Raw genomic sequence first — 24,403 nt, 5'->3', positions numbered from 1 at the left:
GTCACGAGGCGCTCCGCGCGCGCGAGACGAAGCCGCTCACCGGATCGTGGCAAGGCGGATAGAAGTCGAGCGCCGCCCGCATCTCGGCATGCGGCCGCCCATGCACGACGAGTTCGCCTTCCAGCGTCCAGTGCAGCTTCTGGAACAGCGGCACGTTCTGCGACTGCACATGCGCGTGGAAGGCAACGCAGCCCTGCGCATGCGCCCGGCACACCGCGAGGCGGATCAGCGTCGCGCCGAGATGGCCCTGGCTCCTGAAGGCCGGATGCACCGCCAGCCGCGAGCCCCACCAGACCTGCGGCGCGCTCTGGTGGATGCGCACCGTGCCCACCACCTGGTCGGGCATGCCGCCGATACACGACATCGCCACCAGCAACTGGGCGCGATCGTCGAGCGCATCGCGGTCGTCGCCGACGAAGATGCCCTGCTCGATGCAGAACACCGCGCGGCGCAGCGCATGCGCCTGCTCGCGCTCCCAGTGCTGCGCGGCCTCTCGCACCAGGAACTCGACCGGCTGGTACTGCACGGCCGGCTCCAGCCGGTCATCGACGATGCAGCCCATGGTCAGCTCTCGTAGACCGACAGCGACGAGCAGGCGCCGCACTTGCCGCAGCCCGCCTTGATGTCGCTCGAGCGCAGGTTGGCCGCGGCCACCATGCGGCCGAGCGGCGCCAGGATCTCCTTCATGAACGCCGGGGACGGGGCCGGATGGTCCTCCAGCGGCGTGCCGCTGATCGGCACGAAGGGCACCACGAAGGGATAGACGCCGAGCGACAGCAGGCGCGCGCAGGTCTCCAGGATCGCCTCGCGCGTGTCGCCCAGGCCGGCCAGGATGTAGGTGCTGACCTGGCCGCGGCCGAAGACGCCGACCGCGGCCTCGAAGGCGCTCGTGTAGCGCGACACCGGCACGCTCGCCTTGCCGGGCATGATGCGTTCGCGAACCTCGGGCGTCACCGCTTCCAGGTGCATGCCGAGCGTGTCGATGCCGGCCACCTGCATGCGGCGGAACCAGCGGTCGTCGTCGGGCGGCTCGCACTGGCCCTGGATCGGCAGGTCGACCGCCGCCTTGATCGCGAAGGCGCTCTCGCACAAGATCTGCGCGCCGCGGTCGGTGGCGTTCGGCGTGCCGGTGGTCAGCACCATGTGCTTCACGCCGTCGAGCAGCACGGCGGCGCGGGCGACCTCGGCGAGCTGCTCGGGCGTCTTGCGCGCGATGGTCCGGCCGGCCGCCAGCGACTGGCCGATCGCGCAGAACTTACAGCTCTTGCGCCGGCTCTCGTAGCGGATGCAGGTCTGCAGCACGGTGGTCGCCAGCACGTCGCTGCCGTGCAGGGTCGCGATGTGCGCGTACGGCACGCCGTCGAAGGTCTGCATGGCATAGAAGCGTGGCTGCTTCGGAAAGCTGATGCTGGCGATCGGGATGCTGCCGCGCGTCAGCGTGCTGCGGCCCTCGGCGTCGGGCGCCTGCGCCGTGAAGGGCGAGTTCCAGGCCGTCGAGGTATGGACCGGCACCATGATCGTGTGCCCGTCGACCGTCACGGCCTTGTGGTCCGAGGGGCCGGCGCCGCCGCGGCGGCTGGCCGCCCCGGCACTCGGATCATCCAGCCGCAACCCGAAGGACTGCAGCTCGGTCATCAGTTGGCGGCTCGCTGGCGCGGCTGGATGGGCGATCGTGGTCATGGAGGCTCCCGTGGGCGAGGGTTGAAGATTCGGCGGCGGCCGCGGGCATCGCGAAGGTGGTCGCCGCGGGACGGTCGTTGATGGCCAGACTCAGCAATTCGGGCCGCGCGTAGTGGCCGACCGAATCCATCATCCGTTTGCGCTTGCTGATCAGCGCCATGTCGAGGTCGGCGATCACCATGCCCTCGCCTTCGGTCAGCGGCGGCGCGAGGTGCTTGCCCTCGGGCGAGACGATCGCGGTGTGGCAGCCGCCGCGCAGCGCCTTCTGCAGGCCCGCATCGGGCGTGACGGCGGCGATCTGGGCGTCGGTCAGCCAGCCGGTGGCATTGATCACGAAGCAGCCCGACTCCAGCGCGTGGTGCCGGATCGCCACTTCCATCTGCTCCGCGAAGATCGGGCCGACCAGCGAGCCCGGGAACTGGGCGCAGTGGATCTCTTCGTGCTGGGCCATCAGGCTGTAGCGCGCCAGCGGGTTGTAGTGCTCCCAGCAGGCCAGCGCGCCGACCCGGCCGACGGCCGTGTCGACCACCCGGAGCCCGGCGCCGTCGCCCTGGCCCCAGACCATGCGTTCGTGGTACGTCGGCGTGATCTTCCGGCGCTTGAGCGCCAGCGTGCCGTCGGCATCGAACACCAGCTGGGTGTTGTAGAGGCTGCCATGGTCGCGCTCGTTGACGCCGAGCACCACCACGACCCCGCAGGCCCGGGCCCGCTCGGCCACGGCGGCCGTGACCGGCCCCGGCACCACCACCGCGCGCTCCATCAGCCGCAGGTGCGCAGGGCCCTGGAGCACCGGCGGCTGCACGAAGGAGAAGTAGGGGTAGTACGGCACGAAGGTCTCGGGAAAGACCACGATCCGCGCGCCCTTGCCCGCGGCCTCGTCGATCGCTTCGCAGACCCGGGCCAGGGTGCCGTCCGGGTCGTCGAAGTCCGGCGCGATCTGGACCGCGGCGGCCCGCACGCTGCGCGGCGAGAAGGAGCTCGTCGTCATGGCGCTCGCCTTACAGCGTCCAGGTGTCGAGGATGAAGGCGTTGGCCTTGCGGTGCAGCAGCACGATGTCCAGCACGTCGAGCGGGTTGATCGGCACGATGCCGGGGATCAGCGAGCCCTCGCCATGGCCGTAGAGCGCCTGCAGCGCGAAGCGGCAGGCGTAGACCTTGCCGCCTTCCTCCATGAACTTGACGAGCTGCTTGTTGAAGTTCTGGTGGCCCGGGAAGGCTTCGTCGCCGAGCGTCGGGAAGCCGCGCTGGACACCCAGCGTCACGCCCGGGCCGTACAGCAGGATGGTGGTCTCGAAACCCTTGCGCTTCAGGCGCGTGGCCTGCAGCAGGTTCACGAAGCCGATCGAGCCTTCGAACGCGACCGTGTGGAAGGTGACCAGGGCCTTCTCGCCCGGATCGGCTTTCACGTCCTCGAAGACCTTCTCTTCGTAATCGACGAGGAAATCGCCGGTGGCGTGGGGTGCGTGGGTGACTTTGGGCATGCTTGCTCCGAAATGAGGATGAATGAAAGGTGTTGCGCGCCCTCTTCTTTCGCATGCGCTGTGCCATCGCCGGTGGCCCTTCATGCGATCAATGCACGATCAATCAGGCGCTGTGCGCGATGCGGGGCTGAAAAAAACTTCGAGGCCCTGTTCCGGGCCTGCCGGGAGCGCCGGAAGCACCGCTTTTCGCACTCGATTGATGCACTTTTCATGCAATCAATGCACCCGATCAACGGTGCCCGATGCACGGGATCCGTGCGACCGGAAGCAGCGGGACCGGCACGTTTCGTGCATTCATCCCCGGCCATCGATGCAATCAACCCATACGATCAATTCCGCCATGAACAAACTCACCCAGCACTGGCAGAAGCGCCTCGAGGCCAGCCCCAAGCCGGCCTATCTGCTGCTCGCCGACCTGATTGCCGACGACATCCGGACCGGGCGCCTGAGCGCGCGCGACCAGTTGCCGACGCTGCGCGACCTGGCGGCGGAACTGCGGCTCAACTACACGACCGTGGCGCGCGGCTATGCCGAAGCGCGCAAGCGCGGATTGATCGATTCGCGCTCGGGCAGCGGCAGCTTCATCCGCGGCGTCAGTCCGAGCCTGCCGCTGCGCGGTGGCGGCGGCGCCGAAATGACGATGAACCTGCCGCCCGAGCCGCAGGATGCGGCGCTCATCGAACGCATGCGCCAGTCGGCCAGCCGCGTGATGGCCGAGGCCGGCCTGTACGAGCTGCTGCGCTACCAGGACTTCGGCGGCTCTGCGCGCGACCGCGAGGCCGGCATGCAATGGATCCGCCCCAGGGTGCCCGACTGCCGGCTCGACCAGATGCTGGTCTGCCCGGGCATCCACAGCGTGCTGACCGCGCTGTTCTCGCAGCTGGCGCGGCCGGGCGAGCTGATCTGCGTCGAGGCGCTGACCTATCCGGGCGTGAAGGCGATCGCCACGCAGCTGGGCATCCAGCTGCACGCGCTGCCGCTCGACGAGGAAGGCCCGATGGGCGAATCCTTCGAGCACGCCTGCAAGACGCTAAAGCCCAAGGCGCTCTATTGCAACCCGACGCTCAACAACCCGACCACCGCCACCATTTCGCGCGCCCGGCGCGAGGCCCTGGCCGACATCGCGCTGCGCTACGCGATCCCGATCATCGAGGACGACGCCTACGCCCTGCTGCCGCGCCAGGTCCCGCCCGCGATCGCCACCCTGGCGCCGGAGCTGACCTACTACATCACCGGCTTCTCGAAAACGCTGGGCGCGGGGCTGCGCAGCGCCTACGTGCGGTCGCCGGGCGCGCGGCAGTCGCAGCGGCTGGCCGGCGCACTGCGCGCCACCACCGTGATGGCCTCGCCGATCACCAACGCACTGGCCACGCTGTGGGTGGAGGACGGCACCGCCGACGCGATGCTGCAGGCGATCCGCAACGAGTCGGGCGTGCGCCAGGCGCTGGCGGCCCGCCACCTGGGGGCGCACGGCATCGCCGCGCAGAGCGAAGGCTTCCACCTGTGGCTGCCGCTGAGCTCGGCCTGGAGCACGGTGGAGTTCGCCTCCTACCTGCGCTCGCAGAACGTCGGCGTGGTCGCCAGCGCGGCCTTCTCGACCGACGGCTCACCGCCCGAGGCGGTACGGATCTGCCTGGGCGGACCGATGCCGCGCGACGAATGCGACCGTGCGCTGCGCCTGATCGCCGACACGCTGGCCCACCCGCGGCATCCGCACGCCACGGTCATGTAGCCGAGGGGCTCAGTCTCCCGGTCGCTCAGCGGGTACGGCAGGTGTCGTCCTCGTTCGGGATGCCCTCGATCGGCGCCTCGGCCGTGCCGATGGTACTGCGCGTGATCGCCTCCACCCGCTCCCGCGTGGCCTGCGGGTCGGCAATCCATTGGGTGTAGAAGTCGTACGGGCAGTCGGCCAGCCCCTTGTCGCCTTCGTGCGAGTTGATGATGCCGGTATAGCCCCTGTGMAGCAGCTTGAACAGATGGTTCTCCGACTGCCCGTTCTTGCGGAAGTCGCGGATCAGGCTCTTCGACAGCGCCGCGTACTGGATGCCCATTTCCTCCTCGCCGCACTCGCCCAGCGTGCGGCCGTCGAAGCCGATCAGCGCCGAGTGGCCGAAGTACGAGTAGACGCCGTCGAAGCCGGCCGCGTTGGCCACCGCCACGTAGGTGTTGTTGGCGAAGGCCATGGCCTTCGAGATCAGGATCTGCTGCTCCTTGGCCGGGTACATGTAGCCCTGGCAGCGCACGATCAGCTCGGCGCCCTTCATCGCGCAGTCGCGCCAGATCTCGGGGTAGTTGCCGTCGTCGCAGATGATCAGGCTGATCTTGAGGCCCTTGGGCCCGTCGCTTACGTAGGTGCTGTTGCCGGGATACCAGCCTTCGATCGGCACCCAGGGCATGATCTTGCGGTACTTCTGGACGATCTCGCCCTGGTCGTTCATGAGGATCAGCGTGTTGTACGGCGCCTTCCTCGGATGCTCCTCGTGGCGCTCGCCGGTGAGCGAGAACACGCCCCACACCTTGGCCTTGCGGCAGGCGGCGGCGAAGATCTCGGTCTCGGCGCCCGGCACCGTCGCCGCGTTCTCGTACATCTCGGCGCTGTCGTACATGATGCCGTGGGTGCTGTACTCGGGGAAGATCACGAGGTCGAGTCCCGGCAGGCCGACCTTCATTCCTTCGACCATCTTCGCGATCGCCTTCGCGTTCTCGAGCACCTCGGCGCGCGAGTGCAGGCGCGGCATCCTGTAGTTGACGACCGCCACGCCGACGGTGTCCCTGCTGCTTGAAATGTCGCCGTGAATCATGGTGATGCTCCTTGTGAACGAGGGTCAATGGCTGATCATCCAGGGCCGCTTCGACGGAAAGCTCTTGGCCCCGTTCGGCGCCCTGACAGTGGCGCCCGGGCGCGCGCCCGAACAGCAGCCGCAGCCCGCGGGGTGCTTGAGCCGCGCGTAGTCGCCCGAGCGCATCGGCTCGTGCGCGGCGCGCTCGTTGACCGCGATGGCGCGGCGGGTGCCGGCGGCCATCAGCGAGAGCCGCGGTGCACTCGACATCACGCGCGGCGAGGCGCAGCCGCAATCGGGGCAGTCGGCCGGAAGGTCGCGCTGGCTCACGCTGCGCAGGGCATCGAAGCCGCCGCAGTCGCTGCATCGGTAGTCGTAGGTCRGCATGGCGCTCGCGTCCCGTGTCAGGCCAGGTCGGGCGACAGCGGCATGTCGATCGAGCCGTCGATCATCCTCGTCGGACCGCCGGCATTCGGATTGATGTCGAAGTCGAAGATCTGCGTCGGCAGCCACAGCGTGGCGCAGGCGTTGGGCACGTCGACCACGCCGCTGATGTGGCCCTGCACCGGCGCGGTGCCGAGGATCGAGTAGGCCTGCGCGCCCGAGTAGCCGAACTTCTTCAGGTACTCGATGGCGTTGAGGCAGGCCTGGCGGTAGGCGATGTGCACGTCCAGGTAGTACTGCTTGCCGGCCTCGTCGACCGAGATGCCCTCGAAGATCAGGTAGTCGTTGTAGCTCGGCGTGATCGGGCTCGGCTTGAAGATCGGATTCTTGATGCCGTACTTGGCCATGCCGCCCTTGATCAGCGAGACCTTCATGTGGACCCAGCCGGCCATCTCGATGGCGCCGCAGAAGGTGATCTCGCCGTCGCCCTGGCTGAAGTGCAGATCGCCGACCGAGAGTCCGGCGCCGTCGACGTAGACCGGAAAGAACACCTTCGAGCCGCGCGACAGGTCCTTGATGTCGCAGTTGCCGCCATGCTCGCGCGGCGGCACCGTGCGCGCACCTTCGGCCGCCGCCCTGGCCCTGGCTTCGCCGGTCATCTTGCCCATGTGCGCGGTGCCGGCCGAGGGCGGGTTGGCCAGGCCCGGCACGCGCTGCGGATCCGTCGCGATGAAGTCGATCTCGCGCTTGTTCCACATGTCGAGCATCGCGCGGTCGGGCAGGCAGCCGATCAGGCCCGGATGGATCAGCCCCGCGAAGTTGACGCCCGGGATGTGGCGCGAACGCGTGAACATGCCCTTGAAATCCCAGATCGATTTCTGCGCCTCGGGAAAGTGATCGGTCAGGAAGCCGCCGCCGTTCTTCTTCGAGAAGAAGCCGTTGAAGCCCCACAGGCTGTCGGGCTTGGCGCCGATGTCGAGCAGGTCGACCACCAGCAGGTCGCCGGGTTCGGCGCCCTTGACGCCGACCGGGCCCGACAGGTAGTGCACCGTCGTCAGGTCGATGTCGCGCACGTCGTCGGCGCTGTCGTTGTTCTTGATGAAGCCGCCGGTCCAGTCGAAGGTCTCGAGGATGAAGTCGTCGCCCGGATTCACCCAGCAGGCCATCGGGATGTCCGGGTGCCAGCGGTTGTGGATCATCTCGTTCTCGGTGGGCGATTTCGTCAGGTCGACCTTGATCAGGGTGTCGGTCATTGCAGTGGCTCCTGGGTTGGCGGGTTGCGAAGAGAGAAATGGGGGATCAGACCGACAGGTAGGCCTTGATGTGGTTGACGTCGGTCTTGTCGCGCGCGGTCTCGTGCACCAGCCGGCCGCCTTCGATGACGAACAGCCGGTCGGCGACGTCGAGCGCGAAGCTCAGCACCTGCTCCGACACCACGATCGTGATCTGCCGCAGCTTGCGGATCTCGTTGAGCGCCTTGGCGATGTCCTTGATGATCGACGGCTGGATGCCCTCGGTCGGCTCGTCGAGCAGCAGCACCTTGGGGTCGGTCACCAGCGCACGCGCGATCGCCAGCTGCTGCTGCTGGCCGCCCGACAGGTTGCCGCCCTTGCGCCGCTTCATGTCGAACAGCACCGGGAACAGCGCGTAGATCTCCTCGGGGATGCGCTTGACCTTGGCGTTCTCGAGCCCGGTCTGGATGTTCTCCTCGACCGTCAGGGTCGGGAAGATCATCCGGCCCTGCGGCACGTAGGCGATTCCCTTGGCGACGCGGCGGAAGCTCTCGTCGCGCGTCACGTCGTGCCCGGCGACCTCGATCCTGCCGCTGCGCGTGGGAAGCACGCCCATCAGGCTCTTGAACAGCGTGGTCTTGCCCATGCCGTTGCGCCCCATGATGGCGATGGTTTCGTTGGCCCTCGCCTCGAACGAGATGCCGTGCAGGGCCTCGCTCTGGCCGTAGGCGACGTGGAGATCCTGGACGCTCAGCATATGGTTTCCTTTCAGGTTTCCACCACGCTGTCGCGTGGCCCGCCACGCATGCATCCGGCGCAGTCCAAGGCCTGGGATACCGCGGAACCGGCTTTGCCGGGCCGCTGGTATCGCCCCCTTGAGGGGGCAGCGCCGCAGGCGCTTCGGGGGTGGTTCATGTCAATGTCCGAGGTAGACGTCGATCACCTTCGGGTCGGCCTGCACCTTCTCCATCGGCCCTTCGGCGAGGATCTTTCCCTGGTGCATCACGGTGACCTTGTGCGCGATCTGCTTGACGAACTCCATGTCGTGCTCGATCACGATCACGGCGCGGTTGGCGCAGATGCGCTTCAGAAGCTCGGCCGTCAACTCGCGCTCGCGCGCGCTCATGCCGGCGATCGGCTCGTCGAGCATCAGCAACTCGGGTTCCTGCATCAGCAGCATGCCGATCTCGAGCCACTGCTTCTGGCCGTGCGACAAGAGGCCGGCCTCGGTGCGCAGCCTGTCGGCCAGCCCGATGTCCTCGGCCACCGCCTGCACCCGCGAGCGCACCTCCTCGTCGCAGCGGAAGGCCAGCGCGCCGAACACCGAGCGGCCGCGCGGGAACGAAACCTCGAGGTTCTGGAACACGCTGAGGTTCTCGTAGATCGACGGCGTCTGGAACTTGCGCCCGATGCCCAGCCGCACCCGCTTGTGCTCGGCCATCTTCGTGAGCTCGGTGTTCTTGAACTTGATGCTGCCGCCGCTGGCCTTGGTCTTGCCGCAGATCAGGTCGAGCAGCGTGGTCTTGCCGGCGCCGTTCGGGCCGATGATCACGCGCAGCTCGTTGCGGTCGATGTAGAGGGTCAGGTCGTCGATGGCCTTGAAGCCGTCGAAGGAGACGCTGAGGTCCTCCACCGCGAGGGCGAAATCGGTGTTGCTCATGTGCGGGGTTCCGGTTCAGGCGTGCTGGCTGCCGATGCCGTCGGGCAGGCCGGGTTCTTCGGCGCTGCGCGCGGGCTTGGCCGCCGGCTCGGGGTCGTTCGCCTGGGCCGCGGCCAACTGCTCGGCATGGCGCTTGCGCTCGTTCACGCGCCGTGCCCACCACGGACGAATGTGGCTCTCCCAGAGYCCGGCCAGGCCCATCGGGAAAGCCAGCGTCACGCCGATGAAGAGCCCCGCCATCAGGAACAGCCACAGGTCCGGGAAGCTCTCCGAGAAGAAGGTCTTGCCGGCGTTGACCAGCAGCGCGCCGTAGACCGCGCCGACCAGGCTCATGCGGCCGCCGACCGCCGCGAAGATCACCATCTCGATCGAGGGCACGATGCCGACGAAGGACGGCGACATGAAGCCCACCTGCAGCGCGAACATGGCGCCGCCGATGCCCGACAGGGCCGCCGCCAGGCAGAAGGTGAAGACCCGGAAGTTCGAGACGTCGTAGCCCGAGAATCGCACCCGGTCTTCCTTGTCGCGCATCGCCAGCAGCAAGGTGCCGAGCTTGCTCTTCTGGATCCACAGGCACAGCACGATGCCGGCCATCAGCAGCAGCACGCAGAGGTAGTAGAGGATGTACTTGGCGCTGTCGGTACGGGTGTCCCAGCCCAGCACGGTCTTCAGGTCGGTCATGCCGTTGACGCCGCCGGTGTAGCCTTGCTGGCCGATGATCAACACCGAGAGGATCAGCGCCACCGCCTGCGTGATGATCGCGAAGTAGACCCCGCCGACGCGGCGCTTGAACATCGCGAAGCTGATCAGCCAGGCCAGCGCGGTCGGCACCGCGATCACCAGGAACAGCGTCAGCGGCAGGCTCTTGAAGGGCAGCCAGAGCATCGGCAGCTCGGTGATCTGGTTCCAGTCCATGAAGTCGGGAATGCCTGGCGTCGACTGGATCTTGGTGGTCTCGGGGTCCGAAGCCTCGAGCTTCAGGAACATCGCCATCGCATAGCCGCCGAGCCCGAAGAAGACGCCCTGCCCCAGGCTCRGCACGCCGCCGTAGCCCCACACCATCACCAGCCCGATGGCGACGAAGGCATAGCTCAGGTACTTGCCCACCAGATTGAGGCGGAAGATGTCGAGCGTGAGCGGCAGCGCCACCGCCAGCAGCACGGCCAGCACGACGACGCTGGCGAGGCCCGAGCGCTTGAACCAGTCCTGGATCGAATTCATGTCAGTGACTCCCTGTGCGCTTCAGCGGCGCACCTTGACTGCGAACAGGCCCTGCGGGCGCATCATGAGGATCAGCACGATCAGCGACAGCGTCAGCACCTTGGCCATCGAGCCGGTCATGAAGAACTCCGAGATCGATTGCGTCTGCGCGATGCCGAAGGCCGAGACCACGGTGCCGAGCAGGCTGGCCGCGCCACCGAAGGTGACCACCAGGAAGGCGTCGACGATGTAGAGCTGGCCCGAGGTCGGCCCGGTCGAGCCGATGGTCGTGAAGGCCGCACCGGCCACGCCGGCAATCCCGCAGCCGATCGCGAAGGTCAGCCGGTCGGTCTTCATGGTGTCGATGCCGGTCGCGTTGGCCATCACGCGATTGCTCACGGTGGCGCGCACCCGCAGGCCCCAGCGGCTCCGGTGCAGCGCGATCAGCACGCCGGCCGTGACGAAAGCGGTCAGCGCCAGCACGAAGAGGCCGTTGATCGGGATGTCCAGGCCCTCGGCCGGCGCCCACGAGCCCATCAGCCACTCGGGCAGCGTCGGGCTGACCTCCTTGGGCCCGATCGCGGTGCGGAACACCTGCTGCATCCCGAGGCTGATGCCCCAGGTCGCCAGCAAGGTGTCGAGCGGGCGCCGGTACAGGTGCCGGATCAGCCCCCACTCGACGACCCAGCCGACCACGAAGGCGAACAGGAAGGCCATCACGATCGCCAGCGGGAAGTAATAGGGCAGGAAGGACGGCGCGTGGTGCTCGACCAGCGTCGAGCCCAGATAGATCGTGTAGGCCCCGATCGTCATGAACTCGCCGTGCGCCATGTTGATGACGCCCATCTGGCCGAAGATGATCGCCAGCCCGAGGCCCATCAGCAGCAGCACCGCGAACAGGCTCAGCCCCGCGAAGCCCTGCATCAGGCCGATGTTCAGCATGTCGGAAAAATTCACAACAACGACTCCGAAAGGCGGTGGGGCCCGGGTCCCTGGAGGGGGAATCCGGCTACACGAAGTGAGCCGGAACCGGGGGTGGTTATTGATACCCCTTGGGGAACGGATCGGGCTTGATCAGGTCGGGCGACTCCGCCACCACCTTGAAGCTGCCGTCGGGCAGGCCCTGGCCGATGCGCGCCTTGCTCCACAGGTGATGGTTCGGGTCGAGCTTGACGTAGCCTTCGGGCGCGTTCTTGAGCTCGATGCCGGGCGATGCCGCGACCACCTTGTCGACGTCGAAGCTGCCCGCCTTCTCGACCGCCGCCTTCCACAGCCACGGCCCGAGATAGCCGGCCTGCGTGACGTCGCCGATCACCGCGTCCTTGCCGTACTTGGACTTGAAGGCGGCGACGAACTTCTTGTTGTTCTCGTTCTGCAGCGACTGGAAGTACTTCATCGACGAGTAGAAGCCGGTGAAGTTTTCGCCGCCGACGCCGGTCATCTCGTCCTCGGTGACCGCCAGGGTCAGCAGGAACTGCTTGTCGCCGGTGATGCCGGCCGCCTTCAGCTGCTTGTAGAAAGCCACGTTCGAGCCACCCACCACCGCGGCGAAGATGCAGTCGGGCTTGGCGACCTTGATCTTGTTGATCAGCGAATTGAAGTTGGTGTGGCCCAGCGGGTAGTACTCCTCGCCCTTGACCGACCCCTTCTGGAAGTTCTCGATGTGCTTGCGCGCGATCTTCATCGAGGTGCGCGGCCAGATGTAGTCGGAGCCGACCAGGAAGAAGGTCTTGGCCTTCTTCTCCTTGGCGCCCCAGTCGAGGCCCCAGATGATTTGCTGCGTGGCCTCCTGGCCGGTGTAGAAGACGTTCTTGCTCTGCTCCAGGCCCTCGTAGAAGGTCGGGTAGTACAGCAGCCCGTTCTCCTTCTCGAACACCGGCAGCACCGCCTTGCGCGAGGCCGAGGTCCAGCAGCCGAAGACGCAGGCCACCTTGTCGTTGACCAGCAGCTTCTTCGATTTCTCCGCGAAGGTCGGCCAGTCCGAGGCGCCGTCCTCCTTGATCACCTTGATCTTGCGGCCCAGGATGCCGCCCATGGCGTTGATCTCGTCGATCGCCAGCTGCTCGGCCTGGATCGAGCCGGTTTCCGAGATCGCCATCGTGCCGCTCGACGAATGCAGCTGGCCCACCGTGACCTCGGTGTCGCTGACCGCCAGCTTGGTGGTGTTGACCTTGGCGGTCGGGAACTGCTGGCCGAAGCTCAAGCCGCTCAGCCCGAGCACCGGCAGCGCCGCGGCGCCCTGGATCAGGCGGCGCCGCTGCAGCATCTGGCGCTGCAGGATCGATTCGGGGGATGCGTCTTCGTTGCGTGACATGGCGAAACTCCAGGACAGGTTGTGAAAGTTGCGGAAGGGGCGGCGAGCCGCGCACCACCGCTGTGCGGCCGGTGATGCGTCGAGCACCATGGCCGCCACTCTAGGAAACGCGACGCGCATCCCGAATACGTCAATCAACGTATCGGCCGCGCGCCGCTTCTGGCGACACTTCGCGCGTCGGCCCGGCACGGCGGGATCGCTTCTTGCAGCACCCGGCTTCCACCACCGACCCCACCGCCCCACCATGCAACCTGTCACCGGCCAGAAGATCTTCCGCATCCGGCGCGACTACAACGCCTGGGTCGCCGACGAGACGCTGGAGGACTACGCGCTGCGCTACACGCCGCGCAGCTTCCGCAAGTGGTCGGAGTTCCGGGTCGCCAACACGGCCTTCGGCGCCACCTCCTTCCTGGCGCTGGAGGCGATCGGCGGCGCGATCGCGCTGAGCTACGGCTTCTCGAATGCCGTGTGGGCGATCCTGGTGGTCGGGCTTATCACCTTCCTGACCGGACTGCCGATCGGCTACTACGCCGCCCGCTACGGCCTCGACATGGACCTGCTGACCCGAGGCGCCGGCTTCGGCTACCTCGGCTCGACGCTGACCTCGCTGATCTACGCCAGCTTCACCTTCATCTTCTTCGCGCTCGAGGCGGCGATCCTGGCGCTGGCGCTGCAGCTCTACTTCGGCTGGCCGCTGCCGCTGTGCTACCTGGTGTCTTCGCTGGTCGTGATCCCGATGGTGATGTACGGCATCACGCTGATCTCGCGGCTGCAGCTCTGGACGCAGCCGATCTGGATCCTGCTGTTCGTGCTGCCCTACATCGCGGTGCTGTGGAGGAACCCGCAGGCCTTCAGCGACTTCACCAGCCTGTCGGGCCGCATCTCGGGCAGCAGCGGCTTCGACGCCCTGATGTTCGGCGCCGGCGCCACCGTGGCCTTCTCGCTGGTGGTGCAGATCGGGGAGCAGGTCGACTACCTGCGCTTCCTGCCCGAGAAGACGCGCGCCAACCGGGGCCGCTGGTGGGGCGCGGTGCTGGTCGCCGGGGCCGGCTGGATCGTTCCGGGCATGCTCAAGATGCTCGGCGGCGCCTTCCTGGCCTTCCTCGCGCTGCAGCACCAGATCCCGAGCGAACAGGCAGTCGAGCCGACCCAGATGTACCTGGCCGGATTCGGCTACGTCTTCGACAGCCCGGCCTGGGTGCTGGCCGCGACCACGCTGTTCGTGGTGGTCTCGCAGATCAAGATCAACCTGACCAACGCCTACGCCGGCTCGCTGGCCTGGTCGAACTTCTTCGCCCGCCTGACCCACAGCCATCCGGGCCGCGTGGTGTGGCTGGTCTTCAACGTGATGATCGCGGTGCTGCTGATGACGCTGGGCGTCTTCGCCGCGCTCGAGAACGTGCTCGGCCTCTACAGCAACCTGGCGATCGCCTGGGTCGGCGCGCTGGTGGCCGACCTGGTCATCAACAAGCCGCTGGGCCTGAGCCCGGCGCACATCGAGTTCAAGCGCGCGCACCTCTACGACATCAACCCGGTCGGCCTCGGCGCGATGCTGGTCGCCGCGCTGCTGGGCATCGTGGCCTATGCCGGCGCGATGGGCCCGACCGCGCAGGCCTTCTCGCCCTTCATCGCGCTGCTGACGGCACTGCTGGCCTCCCCCTTCCTGGCCTGGTGGACGAAGGGGCGCTACTACCTCGCGCGCACCGACCAGCCGCCATGGGCGCCGGGCCAGGCCGTCAGGTGCTCGGTCTGCGAGAACGATTTCGAATCGGAGGACATGGCCTACTGCCCGGCCTACAACGCGCCGATCTGCTCGTTGTGCTGCACGCTCGAATCACGCTGCCACGACCGCTGCAAGACCGGTTCGCGCGCCGCCGAGCAGGTCAACCACTGGCTCACGGCGCTGCTGCCCCGGGCGCTGGCAGCGCGGCTCAACTTCAGGGTCGCCCACTACCTCGTGGTGGCCAGTTCCTTCGTGCTGCTGCTGGCCGTGATCATGGGCGTGGTCTACGAGCAGCAGGCGGCGCTCGACACGGTGCAGCGCGCGGCGCTGCGCGCCTCCTTCCTCAAGGCCTTCGCGCTGCTGTCGCTGGCGGCCGCGCTCGGCGCCTGGTGGGTGGTGCTGGGCAGCGAAAGCCGCGAGATGGCGCAGGAGGAGTCGAACCGCCACAACCACCTGCTGACCCTCGAGATCGAGGCCCACCAGCGCACCGACGCCGCGCTGCAGGCGGCCAAGGACGCGGCCGACGCGGCGAACCAGGCCAAGACCCGCTACGTCGCCGGCATGACGCACGAGCTGCGCACGCCGCTCAACAGCATCCTCGGCTACTCGCAGATCCTGCTGAAGGACGACGGCAAGCAGATCCCGCCGCGCGACGCGCTGCTGACCATCCACCACAGCGGCGAGCACATGCTGAGCCTGATCGACGGGCTGCTCGACCTCGCGCGCATCGAGGCCGGCCGCCTGCAGCTGGAGCGCATGCCGCTGCCCCTGCCCGCCTTCCTCGACGAGGTGGTGCGCATGGTGCGGCCGCAGGCCGAGGCCAAGGGCCTGGCCTTCGTCTTCACCCACGCCGGCCGACTGCCGGGATGGGTGCAGGCGGACGCCAAGCGGCTGCGCCAGATCCTGATCAACCTGCTGGCCAACGCGGTGCGCTTCACCGATGCCGGCACGGTCACGCTGCACGTCGATGCGCGTCGCCACGTGTTGCGTTTCGATGTGGTCGACACCGGCATCGGGGTCGCGCCGCAGGACCACCAGCGCATCTTCCTGCCCTTCGAGCGCGGCGCCGCCGGCCGCCAGCGCGGCGAGCCGGGCACCGGGCTCGGGCTGACCATCACCGGCCTGCTGACCTCGCTGATGGGCGGCGAGCTGACGCTGGCGGCGAGCTCGCGCGCCGGCAGCACCTTCAGCGTGCGGGTCTACCTGCGCGAGGTCGCCGACCCCGGCCCGCAGGCCGAGCCGCAGCGCCAGATCACGGGCTACTTCGGACCCCGCCGCACGCTGCTGGTGGTCGACGACCAGCCGGTGCAGCGCCAGATGCTGGCCGGCATGCTGGCGCCGCTGGGCTTCGACGTCCGCGAGGCGGCCAGCGGCACCGAGTGCCTCGACAGCCTGCGCGACCACGTGCCCTCGGCGATCCTGCTCGACATCAGCATGGACGACATGGACGGCTGGCAGACCGCCGAGCGCGTCCGCGCCGCCGGCTTCGAGTCGGTGCCGATCGTGATCGTCTCGGCCAACGTGTTCGAGAACCAGACGGAGCGATTGCGCCAGACCGGTTGCCAGGCCTTCGTCGGCAAGCCGGTGATCGAGTCCGAGCTGATCGCGACGCTGGAGCGGCACCTCGGTCTCGAATGGATGGCGCCGGGCCAGGTGCCGCCGCCGCCGGCGCAGCCGGTGCCGCAGCGGCTGGGCCTGTCGGAGGACGCGCGGGCCGAGCTCATGAGCCTGGTGCAGCTGGGCCACGTGCGCGGCCTGCAGCGTGCGCTCGACCGCCTGGCCGCCGAGGACGCCAGCCTGGCCGCCACCTGCAGCTACCTGCGGCACAAGGTGCTGCGCTTCGAGCTCGACGACTTCAAGAATGCACTGACCGAGGACCTGCATGTCACCCATCCCTGAGAGCGAACGCCCCGTGGTGCTGGTGGTCGACGACGCGCCGAGCAGCCTCGGCGTGCTGTGCGACACGCTCGAGGCCAGCGGCTACACCGTGCTGGTGGCCGGCGACGGCGAATCCGCGCTGCGGCTGCTCGAACTCGTGGTGCCCGACGCCATCCTGCTCGACGGCCTGATGCCGGGGCTCTCAGGCTTCGACACCTGCCGCCGCATCAAGGCCAATGCCGCGCTGGCCCACATCCCGGTGCTGTTCATGACCGGGTTGTCGGAGACGCCGCACGTGGTCGAGGGCTTCGAGAGCGGCGGTGTCGACTACGTGATCAAGCCGATCCGCGCGCAGGAAGTGCTGGCCCGGCTGCACACGCATGCGCGCAATGCGCACATCGCGCGCATGGCGCGCGACGCGGTCGATGTCGCCGGCATGGGCGTGGTGCTGATCGACGCCCATGGGCGCGTGGCCTGGCGCTCGCCGCAGGCCGCGCAGTGGCTGCATGCGCTCGGCGAGCCCGCCACGCCGGGGCAGCTGCCCGCCGCGTTGGGCCCGGTGCTGGCGGGCGGCGAGGCGGTGGTGCTGTCGACGCCGGCGGGCGCGCGGCTGTCGGTGCGCAACCTGGGCACCGCCACGCTGGGCGAGACCATGCTGCTGCTGGCGCCGCAGAAGGATGGCCCGGCCGGCACCTCGCGGCTGGCCGATGCGGCGCTGACGCCACGCGAGACCGAAGTGCTTTCATGGCTCGCCAAGGGCAAGACCAACCGCGACATCGCCGAGATCCTCGGCATGAGCCCGCGCACCGTCAACAAGCACCTCGAGCACATCTTCGAGAAGCTCGGCGTGGAGACGCGTTCGGCGGCGGCGGCGCTGGCGAGCGGGCAGTTGGGGTGAAGGGGCCGGGTCGTTTCCGGCCTGCCCGCTGGCGAATCAAGGCGGCGCTGCACAAGCCCGCACCGCCTCGGCCACCGCCTCGATCCCCGCGTCCGTCAGGTCGCCGGCCGCGACCTTCACCCGCTGCGGCCAGCGGCTGAAGTGCTTCGCCTGCGAGCGCTCGTAGTGCGGGTCGTAGTGCAGCGCCATCAGCTGCGCGAACAGCGGCGCCAGCTCGCCCTCGAGCGCCCACTGCTGCCAGCGCTCCACCACCGCCTTGCCCTGCAGTTCCTTGAGCTTGCCGAGCTGGCCGGCCAAGGCCTCGCGGTCGTCGCCGAGGTAGGCGTAGTCGCGCAGCAGATAGGCCAGTCGGGCCTCCGGATCGGCCTGCACCTCGATGCAGTCGGACTCGCGCATGCGCGCTACCAGCGGGATCGGCAGCGACAGCCGGCCGATGCGCGCGCTCTCGCCTTCCACATACAGCGGCCGCGACAGGTCCAGCCCATCGAAGCAGGTCGCGATGCGGGTCTCGAACTGCTTCTGCGAAGGCTGCGGCACGCCGGGCAAGGCGCCCAGCAGCGAGCCCTTGTGGCGGGCGTCGTGCTCGAGGTCGAGCACCTGCTCGCCGCGCGCGGCCAGCGCCTGCAGCACGCGCGTCTTGGCGCTGCCGGTGGCGCCGCAGATCACGCGCAGCTGGAGCTGCGGGCAGATCGCCTCGATCCGCGCCAGCACATGATGGCGAAAGCTCTTGTAGCCGCCGGCCAGTTGCTGCGCGTCCCAGCCGACCAGCCGCAGCCAGGTCACCATCGAGCCGCTGCGCAAGCCGCCGCGCCAGCAATAGACCAGCGGCTTCCAGTTCGCGGGCCGGTCGGCGAATTGCTCGCGCAGATGGCGCGCCAGGTTGGCGGCGACCATCGCGCCGCCGACCCGGCGGGCCTCGAAGGCGCCGGTCTGCTTGTAGAGCGTGCCGACGATGCGGCGCTCCTCGTCGTCGAGCACCGGACAGTTGATCGCGCCCGGAATGTGATCGAGCGCGAACTCGGCCGGCGAGCGGGCGTCGATCAGGGTGTCGAAGGCGGGGATGTCGGCCACCCGCGTCGGCGGGCGGTGCCGCTTGTCGTCGTCACGCATAGGCCGGCCCCAGGCCACGGCGCAGCCGGGCGCTCGCCATGTCCACCAGCGCCACCAGGCCGAACATCGCGACCAGCACGGTCATCGCCTGCGCTTGCTGGAAGATCGACAGGTGGAAGTAAAGCAGCTGGCCCAGTCCGCCGCCGCCGACGAAGCCCAGCACGGTGGCCATTCGAATGTTCATCTCCCAACGATACAACGTGTAGGCCACCCACTGCGGCAGGACAAGCGGCAGGCTGCCGTAGCCGAAGGCCGCGACCGCGCCCGAGCCGCTCAGGCGCAGTGCCTGCTCGGGCGCACGCGGCGCATTCTCGAGGCTCTCGGCGAACAGCCGGCCCAGCACGCCGGTGGTGTGCAGCGCCAGCGCCAGGGCGCCGGCGAAGGGGCCGATCCCGGCCGCCAGCACCATCAGGGCGGCCCAGACCAACTCGGGCACGCTGCGCAGGAAGTTGAGCACGAAGCGCGTGATTGCCTGCACGATCACGCCCGAACGGCCCGAGGCAGGCAGTGCCAGCAGCGCGCCGCCGACGGCGGCCAGCAGCGTCCCGAGCGCCGACACGGCCAGGGTCTGCAACGCGCCCCATGCGGTCTTCTGCAGGAAGGCGGCGGAGACATCGGGCGGGAAGAACTCGGCGATGAACTTGCCCATCAGCGACAGCGACCCGGCAGTGAACAGCGCGCCGTAGTCGATCGCCAGATAGAGGAAGCTGGCCACCACCGAGACCAGCACGCCCGCGCTTGCCGCCCAGCAGCGAAGGCAGCGCGGCGGCGCAGCGATCGAGGCATTCATGCCAGGAGCCTCCGCAACGCATTGCTCAGCGCATCCGCCAGCAGGACCAGCAGCAGGAACACCAGCAGGATGCTGCTGGCCTCGCCGCCGTTGAGCATCTTCATCGACTGGTCCATCAGCTGGCCCAGGCCGCCGGCGCCGACGAAGCCCATCACCACCGAGGCCCGCACTGCGCACTCCCAGCGGTAGACCGTGTAGGAGGTCAGTTCCTGAGCGCAGTTCGGCAGCAGCCCGTAGCACAGCGCCGCGAGCCGGCCGCTGCCGCTTTCGAGCAGGGCCCGGGCGGGCACCGTGTCGGTCGATTCGAGCACCTCGGCGTAGACCTTGCCGAGCATGCCGCCGTAGGTGATCGCCAGCGCCAGCACGCCCGCTGCCGGGCCCAGTCCCAGCGCGCGCACGAAGATCAGCGCCCAGACGATTTCGGGGATGGCGCGCAGCACCATCAGCAGCCTCCGAGCGAGTTGGCGGACCGCGGCGGCGCGCACGCGGCCCGGCCCCGGGCCGATGCGCGACTGCGACAGCGCGCCGGTGGTGACGAGGGCCACCGGCGCGCCGATGAGAAAAGCCAGGGCGGTGCCGGCCGTGGCCATCGCCACGGTCTCGAGCGTGGCCTTGGCGAGCAGCGCCAGGAAATCGGGCGCGGTCGCCGGCGGCAGGAAGCCCGCCAGGAAGCCACCGATGACCTGCAGGTTGCCGGCGCCGAAAAGCGCCGAGGGATGAAACTCCGACAGCTGCAGCAACGGCCAGGCGATCGCCAGCGCGGCCAGCCAGCCGACCCGTCGCCGCCGGGCCAATGGATCGCGCAGCGCCGGCGGGGCCGTCATTCGTAGAGCGCCTTCAGCATCGCGTCGCTGACCTCGCCGACCGACCGGTCGAACGCAATGCGGCCGTCGCGCATGCCGACGATGCGCGGGAACCAGCGCAGCGCCAGGTCGACCGCGTGCAGCGAGGCCACCAGCGTCGCGCCGGTCGCCTCGCCCTGCCGCACCAGTTGCTGCAGCGTGGCGTCGGCCAGCGTGGGGTCGAGCGCCGACACCGGTTCGTCGGCCAGGAGCAAGGCCGGCCGCTGGTACAGCACGCGGGCGATACCCACCCGCTGAAGCTGGCCGCCCGACAGGCGATCGCAACGGTCGAACAGCCGGTCCTCGAGCGCCAGCCGCGACAGCGCCTCGTGCGCGCCCGGCAGGTCGCAGGGGCGCAGCAACAGCGACCCGAGCGCGCGCGGCAGGGACCACTGGCCGAGCCGCCCTGCGAGCACGGCGGTGACGACGCGCAGCCGCGGCGCGATCGGCGGGCTCTGGTGCACGGTGCCGATGCGCGCACGCAGCCGGCGCAGCGCCGGCGCCGGCAGTTGCCAGGGGGATTCGTCGAGCAGTCGCACCGCGCCTTCGCCGGGCCGCAGCGCCGCGCCGAGCACGCGCAGCAGCGTGGTCTTGCCGGCGCCCGAGGGGCCGATGATGGCCAGTCGTTCGCCAGCGCCGGCCGCCAGCGTCACGCCTTGCAGCGCGCGGTGGCCGTTCGGATGCACCAGGCCGACCGCATCGAGCGAGAAGCTCACGCAGCCGGCCCTGCGAGCGACAGGGGCCGCATCACTTGATCAGGCCGGCCGACTTGGCCGCAGCCTCGATGCCGTCGTAGTTCGACGACTGGGTCGGGATGAACTTGCTGGCGCGCTGCAGGTCCATGATTTCCTTGTGGGCCGGGTCCGCGGGATCGAGCTTCAGGAAAGCCTCGGTCAGCTTCTTCGTCACGGCCGGATCGAGCCCCGGGCGCACCGTCCAGTTGTAGTCGTAGTAGGTCGGCGTGGTGGCCAGCACGCGCACCTTGGCCGCGTTCGGGTTCTTCGCTTCGACCAGCTTGTCCCAGACCGAGGCATTGAGCACGCCGGCTTCGGCCCGCGCGGCGGCGACGAAGGCCACGGTGGCATCGTGCGCGCCGGAGAAGGCCACGGTCTTGAAGTCGCGCTCGGGATCGATGCCGGCCTGCAGCAGGAAATAGCGCGGCATCAGGCTGCCCGAGGTGGAGGACGGCGCGCCGAAGGCGAAGGTCTTGCCCTTCAGGTCGGCCAGGGTCTTGGCGCTGCTGTCGATCGGCACGATGAACTTGCTGGTGAAGACCTTGTCCTCGGCGCGCTGCACGATCGGCACCACGCCGCCATGGGTGCGGATGCGCGCCTGCACGAAGGTGAAGCCGCCGAGCCAGGCGAGGTCGAGCTTGTCGGTCGCGAGGCCCTCGACGACCGCCGCGTAGTCGGTCACCGGGGTGAACTTCACCTCCAGGCCGGTTTCCTTCTGCAGGTAGTCGCCCAGCGGCTTGAACTTGCGCTGCAGTTCGGTCGGCGCCTCGTCGGGGATGGCGGAAACGCGCAGCACCTTGCCCTGGGCCAGGGCGGCCACCGCACAGGCGGACAGGGCCAGTGCGGCAGCGAGGCGGGAGAGTTTTTTCATGGATGGGCGACGCCGGAGCGCGAGAAAGCGGACAACCGTCGATTGTAGAAAGACGAACCGATGTTCCGGCTTCGATAATGGGCACCCGTCCGACCCGCTTCCCGCCATGACCGAATCCCCCTCCTCCCGCCCCGTCAACCCCCTGGCGCCGCTGCGGCTCACCAGCTTCTCGCACGGCGGCGGCTGCGGCTGCAAGATCGCGCCCGGCGTGCTCTCGCAGATCCTCAAGAGCGGTGCCGGCGGCCTGATGCCGCCCGAGCTGATGGTCGGCATCGAGACCGCCGACGATGCCGCGGTCTACCGGCTGAACGACCGCCAGGCCCTGATCGCGACCACCGATTTCTTCATGCCGATCGTCGACGACCCGTACGAGTTCGGCCGCATCGCCGCCACCAATGCGATCAGCGACGTCTACGCGATGGGCGGCAAGCCCATCATGGCGCTGGCGCTGGTCGCAATGCCGGTCAACCAGCTGCCGCTCGAGGCCATCGGCGAGATCGTGCGCGGCGGCCAGGACGTCTGCCGCTCGGCCGGCATCCCGATCGCCGGCGGCCACACCATCGACTCGGTCGAACCGATCTACGGGCTGGTGGTCATGGGACTGATCGACCCGGCCCAGGTCAAGCGCAACGCCGATGCCCGTCCCGGCGACGTGCTGGTGCTCGGCAAGCCGCTGGGTGTCGGCGTGCTCTCGGCGGCGCTCAAGAAGGAACAGCTGCCGGAGGCCGGCTACCGCCAGCTGATCGACAGCACGACCCGGCTCAACACGCCGGGCATCGCGCTGGCGGCGCTGCCCGGCGTGCATGCATTGACCGACGTCACGGGCTTCGGCCTGGCCGGCCACACGCTCGAACTCGCGCGCGGGGCCGGACTGAGGGCCGTGGTCGAGTGGTCGAAAGTGCCGTTGCTCGCGGGTGTCGAGGCGCTGGCCGCCGAAGGCTTCGTGACCGGCGCCTCGAGCCGCAACTGGAGCGGCTACGGCGCCGAGGTGGAACTCGCCGCGGGCCTGCCCGCCACCGCGCAGGCGCTGGCCAGCGACCCGCAGACCGCCGGCGGCCTGCTGGTGAGCTGCGCGCCCGAGGTGGTCGATGCGGTGCTGGAGATCTTCCGCAGCGAAGGCTTCGGCGCCGCGGCGGCGATCGGCCATGTCGAAGCCGGTGCCGCGGGTTTGCGCATCCTGCCCTGAAGCCTCACGGTGCGCGCGGCCCCTGGCCGGGCGGCTCCAGCGCGACACCCAGCCGTTTCGCCAGCCGGATCAGGTTGGCGCGGTCGAGACCGAGCGACTGCGCCGCCGCCGCCCGGTTGAAGCCATGCGTCGCGAGCGCCGTGCGGACCCGCTCCCGCTTCAGCGCATCGACCGCGTCCTGAAGCAATTCGCCCTCTCGCCCGCTGCCGGCACTGTCCGGCCCGGCCACCGCGGCGCCGCCCGCGGCCGACAGTGCATCGGCGGGGTGCGCCTCTAGTTCGAGATCCTCCGCGCCCAGGCTCAGGATGCGCGGCCGCTGCGGGTGCCGGGCGCGCGCCTTCAGCACGCTGCGGCCGAGCAAGTGCTCCAGTTCGCGCACGTTGCCCGGCCAGCCATAGGCCAGCAGCGCCGCCTGCGCGCTCGGATCCAGCCGGGCGGCGCCGGCGCCGAGCCGGGAACGGTTCTCCTCGAGGAAGAAGCCGCTGAGCAGCAGCACGTCGCGGCCCCGCTCCCGCAACGGTGGCACACGCAGCGGATAGGCGCTCAGGCGGTGATAGAAGTCGGCCCGCAGCCGCCCGGCCCGCACCTCCTCGGCGAGATCGCGGTTGCTGGCCGCGATCAGGCGCACATCCACGCGGTGCTCGCGGTCGGAGCCCAGGCGCTGCAGCTGGCCGCTCTGCAGCACACGCAGCAGCTTGGCCTGCACCGGCATCGAGAGCTCGCCGACCTCGTCGAGAAACAGCGTGCCGCCGTCGGCCAGCTCGAACTTGCCCGGCCGGTCGCCGGTGGCGCCCGTGAAGGCGCCCTTCACGTGGCCGAAGAGTTCGCTCTCGACCAGCGTCTCGGGCAAGGCCGCGCAGTTGAGGCTGATCATCGGTCGCGCCGCCCGCGCCGAGCCGGCATGGATCGCCTCCGCGACCAGTTCCTTGCCGACGCCGGTCTCGCCCTGGATCAGCACCGACAGCTCGCTGCCGGCGACCAGCTGGATATCGGCCAGCAACTGGYRCATGGCCGCGCTGCGCCCGATCAGCTCGCGCGCCCGCGGCGCCGCGGCGAGCCTGAAGCCCTCCGCGCGCAKGCTCTCGAGCGCGACCCGGTTCTCGAGCTGCTCGATGCGGCCGGCCACGGTCACGATCGCTGCGGCCAGGTTCGCGAACAGCTGCAGCGCCGCCAGGTCTGCACGCGAGAAGCGGTCGGCCTGCAGCGCGTCGAGCGTCAGCAGGCCCCAGATCCGCTGGTTGAGCTGGATCGGGCAGCCGACGCAATCGTGCACGTCGAGGCCGCCGTGCACGCCCTCCACCAGGCCGTCGTACGGGTCCGGCAGCGGACTGTCGGACGGAAAGCGCAAGGGCCCGCCCGCTCCCAGCAGCGCAGCGAAGCGCGGGTGCTCGGCGATCCGGAAACGGCGGCCCAGCGTGTCGCGGCTCAAGCCATCGACCGCCAGCGGCAGCAGACTGCCGTCCTCCAGCCGAAGCAGCGCCGCCGCATCGCAGGGCAGCAGCAGGCGCAGCGACTGCAGCAGGCGGCGGTAGAGTTCCTCGCCGGGCAGGCCGGCGCCCATGTCCGCCAACAGCGGCGCAACCGCCTCGAGCAGCTTGTCGGCAGTCAGATGGACACGTTGATGAGTCATTGAGACACGA

Annotated in this window: 22 protein-coding genes; 4 read left to right on the top strand and 18 right to left on the bottom strand. The window is 69.1% G+C overall.

The genetic code is table 11. From position 1 onward, the window contains the following. Position 1 precedes the first annotated feature (1 nt). The 4 genes from AC1D2E_RS14020 to AC1D2E_RS14005 are packed head-to-tail and all read right to left on the bottom strand — an operon-like array spanning position 2 to position 3,161. The gene (locus AC1D2E_RS14020; protein ID WP_478173530.1) at positions 2 to 562 is read right to left on the bottom strand and encodes an MSMEG_0567/Sll0786 family nitrogen starvation N-acetyltransferase; all 561 of its coding nucleotides are present in this window, start codon (positions 560 to 562) and stop codon (positions 2 to 4) included. A 2-nt stretch (positions 563 to 564) separates the two neighbouring features. After that, entirely contained in the window at positions 565 to 1,635 is a 1,071-nt protein-coding gene (locus AC1D2E_RS14015; protein ID WP_478197977.1) for an MSMEG_0568 family radical SAM protein, read from the bottom strand. Then, positions 1,598 to 2,668 carry a Nit6803 family nitrilase gene (locus AC1D2E_RS14010; protein WP_478197956.1) on the bottom strand — a complete coding sequence of 357 codons (1,071 nt, stop codon included), beginning with the start codon at positions 2,666 to 2,668 and terminating at the stop codon, positions 1,598 to 1,600. Before AC1D2E_RS14010 ends, AC1D2E_RS14015 begins: the two co-directional genes overlap by 38 nt. Before the next feature lie 10 nt (positions 2,669 to 2,678). Continuing rightward, a complete protein-coding gene (locus tag AC1D2E_RS14005) occupies positions 2,679 to 3,161 on the bottom strand; it encodes an MSMEG_0572/Sll0783 family nitrogen starvation response protein (RefSeq protein WP_478173528.1) in 483 nt (160 codons plus the stop codon). A gap of 340 nt (positions 3,162 to 3,501) precedes the next feature. Between AC1D2E_RS14005 and AC1D2E_RS14000 the strand changes: the two genes are divergently transcribed. After that, the gene (locus AC1D2E_RS14000) at positions 3,502 to 4,893 is read left to right on the top strand and encodes an aminotransferase-like domain-containing protein (protein WP_478197955.1); all 1,392 of its coding nucleotides are present in this window, start codon (positions 3,502 to 3,504) and stop codon (positions 4,891 to 4,893) included. A 25-nt stretch (positions 4,894 to 4,918) separates the two neighbouring features. Here AC1D2E_RS14000 and AC1D2E_RS13995 read toward each other — a convergent pair whose 3' ends face one another. The 8 genes from AC1D2E_RS13995 to urtA all read right to left on the bottom strand — a co-directional run bounded on the left by AC1D2E_RS13995 (position 4,919) and on the right by urtA (position 12,731). Further along, positions 4,919 to 5,962 carry an aliphatic amidase gene (locus AC1D2E_RS13995; RefSeq protein ID WP_478197954.1) on the bottom strand — a complete coding sequence of 348 codons (1,044 nt, stop codon included), beginning with the start codon at positions 5,960 to 5,962 and terminating at the stop codon, positions 4,919 to 4,921. Positions 5,963 to 5,986: 24 nt separating this feature from the next. Further along, entirely contained in the window at positions 5,987 to 6,328 is a 342-nt protein-coding gene (locus tag AC1D2E_RS13990; protein ID WP_478197953.1) for an FmdB family zinc ribbon protein, read from the bottom strand. A 17-nt stretch (positions 6,329 to 6,345) separates the two neighbouring features. Next, positions 6,346 to 7,578 carry a formamidase gene (gene fmdA, locus AC1D2E_RS13985; protein WP_478197952.1) on the bottom strand — a complete coding sequence of 411 codons (1,233 nt, stop codon included), beginning with the start codon at positions 7,576 to 7,578 and terminating at the stop codon, positions 6,346 to 6,348. Between the two features lie 46 nt (positions 7,579 to 7,624). Then, positions 7,625 to 8,314 carry an urea ABC transporter ATP-binding subunit UrtE gene (gene urtE, locus AC1D2E_RS13980; protein WP_478197951.1) on the bottom strand — a complete coding sequence of 230 codons (690 nt, stop codon included), beginning with the start codon at positions 8,312 to 8,314 and terminating at the stop codon, positions 7,625 to 7,627. Between the two features lie 159 nt (positions 8,315 to 8,473). After that, positions 8,474 to 9,217: an urea ABC transporter ATP-binding protein UrtD gene (gene urtD, locus AC1D2E_RS13975; protein WP_478197950.1), complete on the bottom strand. Its 744-nt coding sequence runs from the start codon at positions 9,215 to 9,217 to the stop codon at positions 8,474 to 8,476. Between the two features lie 15 nt (positions 9,218 to 9,232). Next, positions 9,233 to 10,438, bottom strand: a complete 1,206-nt coding sequence (urtC, locus tag AC1D2E_RS13970; protein WP_478197949.1) for an urea ABC transporter permease subunit UrtC — start codon at positions 10,436 to 10,438, stop codon at positions 9,233 to 9,235. 21 nt (positions 10,439 to 10,459) lie between these two features. After that, the gene (gene urtB / locus AC1D2E_RS13965) at positions 10,460 to 11,374 is read right to left on the bottom strand and encodes an urea ABC transporter permease subunit UrtB (protein WP_478197948.1); all 915 of its coding nucleotides are present in this window, start codon (positions 11,372 to 11,374) and stop codon (positions 10,460 to 10,462) included. An 82-nt stretch (positions 11,375 to 11,456) separates the two neighbouring features. Continuing rightward, positions 11,457 to 12,731 (bottom strand): urea ABC transporter substrate-binding protein, encoded by a 1,275-nt coding sequence (gene urtA, locus AC1D2E_RS13960; protein WP_478197947.1) that lies wholly within the window; start codon positions 12,729 to 12,731, stop codon positions 11,457 to 11,459. A gap of 244 nt (positions 12,732 to 12,975) precedes the next feature. Between urtA and AC1D2E_RS13955 the strand changes: the two genes are divergently transcribed. Beyond that, a complete protein-coding gene (locus AC1D2E_RS13955) occupies positions 12,976 to 16,353 on the top strand; it encodes a hybrid sensor histidine kinase/response regulator (protein WP_478197946.1) in 3,378 nt (1,125 codons plus the stop codon). Then, positions 16,337 to 17,230 (top strand): response regulator, encoded by an 894-nt coding sequence (locus AC1D2E_RS13950; protein ID WP_478197945.1) that lies wholly within the window; start codon positions 16,337 to 16,339, stop codon positions 17,228 to 17,230. Before AC1D2E_RS13955 ends, AC1D2E_RS13950 begins: the two co-directional genes overlap by 17 nt. 36 nt (positions 17,231 to 17,266) lie before the next feature. Here the strand turns inward: AC1D2E_RS13950 and mnmH are convergent, their stop codons facing one another. The 5 genes from mnmH to AC1D2E_RS13925 are packed head-to-tail and all read right to left on the bottom strand — an operon-like array spanning position 17,267 to position 21,577. Continuing rightward, a complete protein-coding gene (mnmH, locus tag AC1D2E_RS13945; RefSeq protein ID WP_478197944.1) occupies positions 17,267 to 18,340 on the bottom strand; it encodes a tRNA 2-selenouridine(34) synthase MnmH in 1,074 nt (357 codons plus the stop codon). After that, positions 18,333 to 19,130: a phosphonate ABC transporter, permease protein PhnE gene (phnE, locus tag AC1D2E_RS13940; protein WP_478197943.1), complete on the bottom strand. Its 798-nt coding sequence runs from the start codon at positions 19,128 to 19,130 to the stop codon at positions 18,333 to 18,335. The genes mnmH and phnE overlap by 8 nt, the downstream gene beginning before the upstream one ends. Continuing rightward, entirely contained in the window at positions 19,127 to 19,954 is an 828-nt protein-coding gene (locus tag AC1D2E_RS13935; RefSeq protein WP_478197942.1) for a PhnE/PtxC family ABC transporter permease, read from the bottom strand. The genes phnE and AC1D2E_RS13935 overlap by 4 nt, the downstream gene beginning before the upstream one ends. Further along, positions 19,951 to 20,688: a phosphonate ABC transporter ATP-binding protein gene (locus AC1D2E_RS13930; RefSeq protein ID WP_478197941.1), complete on the bottom strand. Its 738-nt coding sequence runs from the start codon at positions 20,686 to 20,688 to the stop codon at positions 19,951 to 19,953. The genes AC1D2E_RS13935 and AC1D2E_RS13930 overlap by 4 nt, the downstream gene beginning before the upstream one ends. A gap of 31 nt (positions 20,689 to 20,719) precedes the next feature. After that, complete coding sequence (locus AC1D2E_RS13925) at positions 20,720 to 21,577, bottom strand: putative selenate ABC transporter substrate-binding protein (protein ID WP_478197940.1); 858 nt, start codon at positions 21,575 to 21,577, stop codon at positions 20,720 to 20,722. A 106-nt stretch (positions 21,578 to 21,683) separates the two neighbouring features. Between AC1D2E_RS13925 and selD the strand changes: the two genes are divergently transcribed. Continuing rightward, on the top strand, positions 21,684 to 22,763 hold the full coding sequence (gene selD / locus AC1D2E_RS13920; RefSeq protein ID WP_478197939.1) for a selenide, water dikinase SelD: 1,080 nt from the start codon (positions 21,684 to 21,686) through the stop codon (positions 22,761 to 22,763). A 4-nt stretch (positions 22,764 to 22,767) separates the two neighbouring features. Here selD and norR read toward each other — a convergent pair whose 3' ends face one another. After that, positions 22,768 to 24,393, bottom strand: coding sequence for a nitric oxide reductase transcriptional regulator NorR (gene norR, locus AC1D2E_RS13915; RefSeq protein WP_478197938.1), 1,626 nt, complete (start codon positions 24,391 to 24,393; stop codon positions 22,768 to 22,770). Positions 24,394 to 24,403: the final 10 nt, after the last annotated feature.

Source organism: Variovorax sp. P1_H2 (genome assembly GCF_056405295.1).
The sequence above is the reverse complement of the archived record's forward strand: the minus strand, read 5'-3'. Positions and strand labels throughout refer to the sequence as shown.

What these genes read in the sequence shown, in the direction of transcription:
- AC1D2E_RS14010 (WP_478197956.1), bottom strand. Translation starts at nt 2,668, where the DNA reads ATGACGACGAGCTCCTTCTCGCCGCGCAGCGTGCGGGCCGCCGCGGTC.
- AC1D2E_RS13950 (WP_478197945.1), top strand. Translation starts at nt 16,337, where the DNA reads ATGTCACCCATCCCTGAGAGCGAACGCCCCGTGGTGCTGGTGGTCGAC.
- AC1D2E_RS14005 (WP_478173528.1), bottom strand. Translation starts at nt 3,161, where the DNA reads ATGCCCAAAGTCACCCACGCACCCCACGCCACCGGCGATTTCCTCGTC.
- selD (WP_478197939.1), top strand. Translation starts at nt 21,684, where the DNA reads ATGACCGAATCCCCCTCCTCCCGCCCCGTCAACCCCCTGGCGCCGCTG.
- fmdA (WP_478197952.1), bottom strand. Translation starts at nt 7,578, where the DNA reads ATGACCGACACCCTGATCAAGGTCGACCTGACGAAATCGCCCACCGAG.
- AC1D2E_RS14000 (WP_478197955.1), top strand. Translation starts at nt 3,502, where the DNA reads ATGAACAAACTCACCCAGCACTGGCAGAAGCGCCTCGAGGCCAGCCCC.
- AC1D2E_RS14015 (WP_478197977.1), bottom strand. Translation starts at nt 1,635, where the DNA reads ATGACCGAGCTGCAGTCCTTCGGGTTGCGGCTGGATGATCCGAGTGCC.
- AC1D2E_RS14020 (WP_478173530.1), bottom strand. Translation starts at nt 562, where the DNA reads ATGGGCTGCATCGTCGATGACCGGCTGGAGCCGGCCGTGCAGTACCAG.
- phnE (WP_478197943.1), bottom strand. Translation starts at nt 19,130, where the DNA reads ATGAATGCCTCGATCGCTGCGCCGCCGCGCTGCCTTCGCTGCTGGGCG.
- AC1D2E_RS13955 (WP_478197946.1), top strand. Translation starts at nt 12,976, where the DNA reads ATGCAACCTGTCACCGGCCAGAAGATCTTCCGCATCCGGCGCGACTAC.
- AC1D2E_RS13925 (WP_478197940.1), bottom strand. Translation starts at nt 21,577, where the DNA reads ATGAAAAAACTCTCCCGCCTCGCTGCCGCACTGGCCCTGTCCGCCTGT.
- mnmH (WP_478197944.1), bottom strand. Translation starts at nt 18,340, where the DNA reads ATGCGTGACGACGACAAGCGGCACCGCCCGCCGACGCGGGTGGCCGAC.
- urtA (WP_478197947.1), bottom strand. Translation starts at nt 12,731, where the DNA reads ATGTCACGCAACGAAGACGCATCCCCCGAATCGATCCTGCAGCGCCAG.
- urtD (WP_478197950.1), bottom strand. Translation starts at nt 9,217, where the DNA reads ATGAGCAACACCGATTTCGCCCTCGCGGTGGAGGACCTCAGCGTCTCC.
- urtE (WP_478197951.1), bottom strand. Translation starts at nt 8,314, where the DNA reads ATGCTGAGCGTCCAGGATCTCCACGTCGCCTACGGCCAGAGCGAGGCC.
- AC1D2E_RS13935 (WP_478197942.1), bottom strand. Translation starts at nt 19,954, where the DNA reads ATGACGGCCCCGCCGGCGCTGCGCGATCCATTGGCCCGGCGGCGACGG.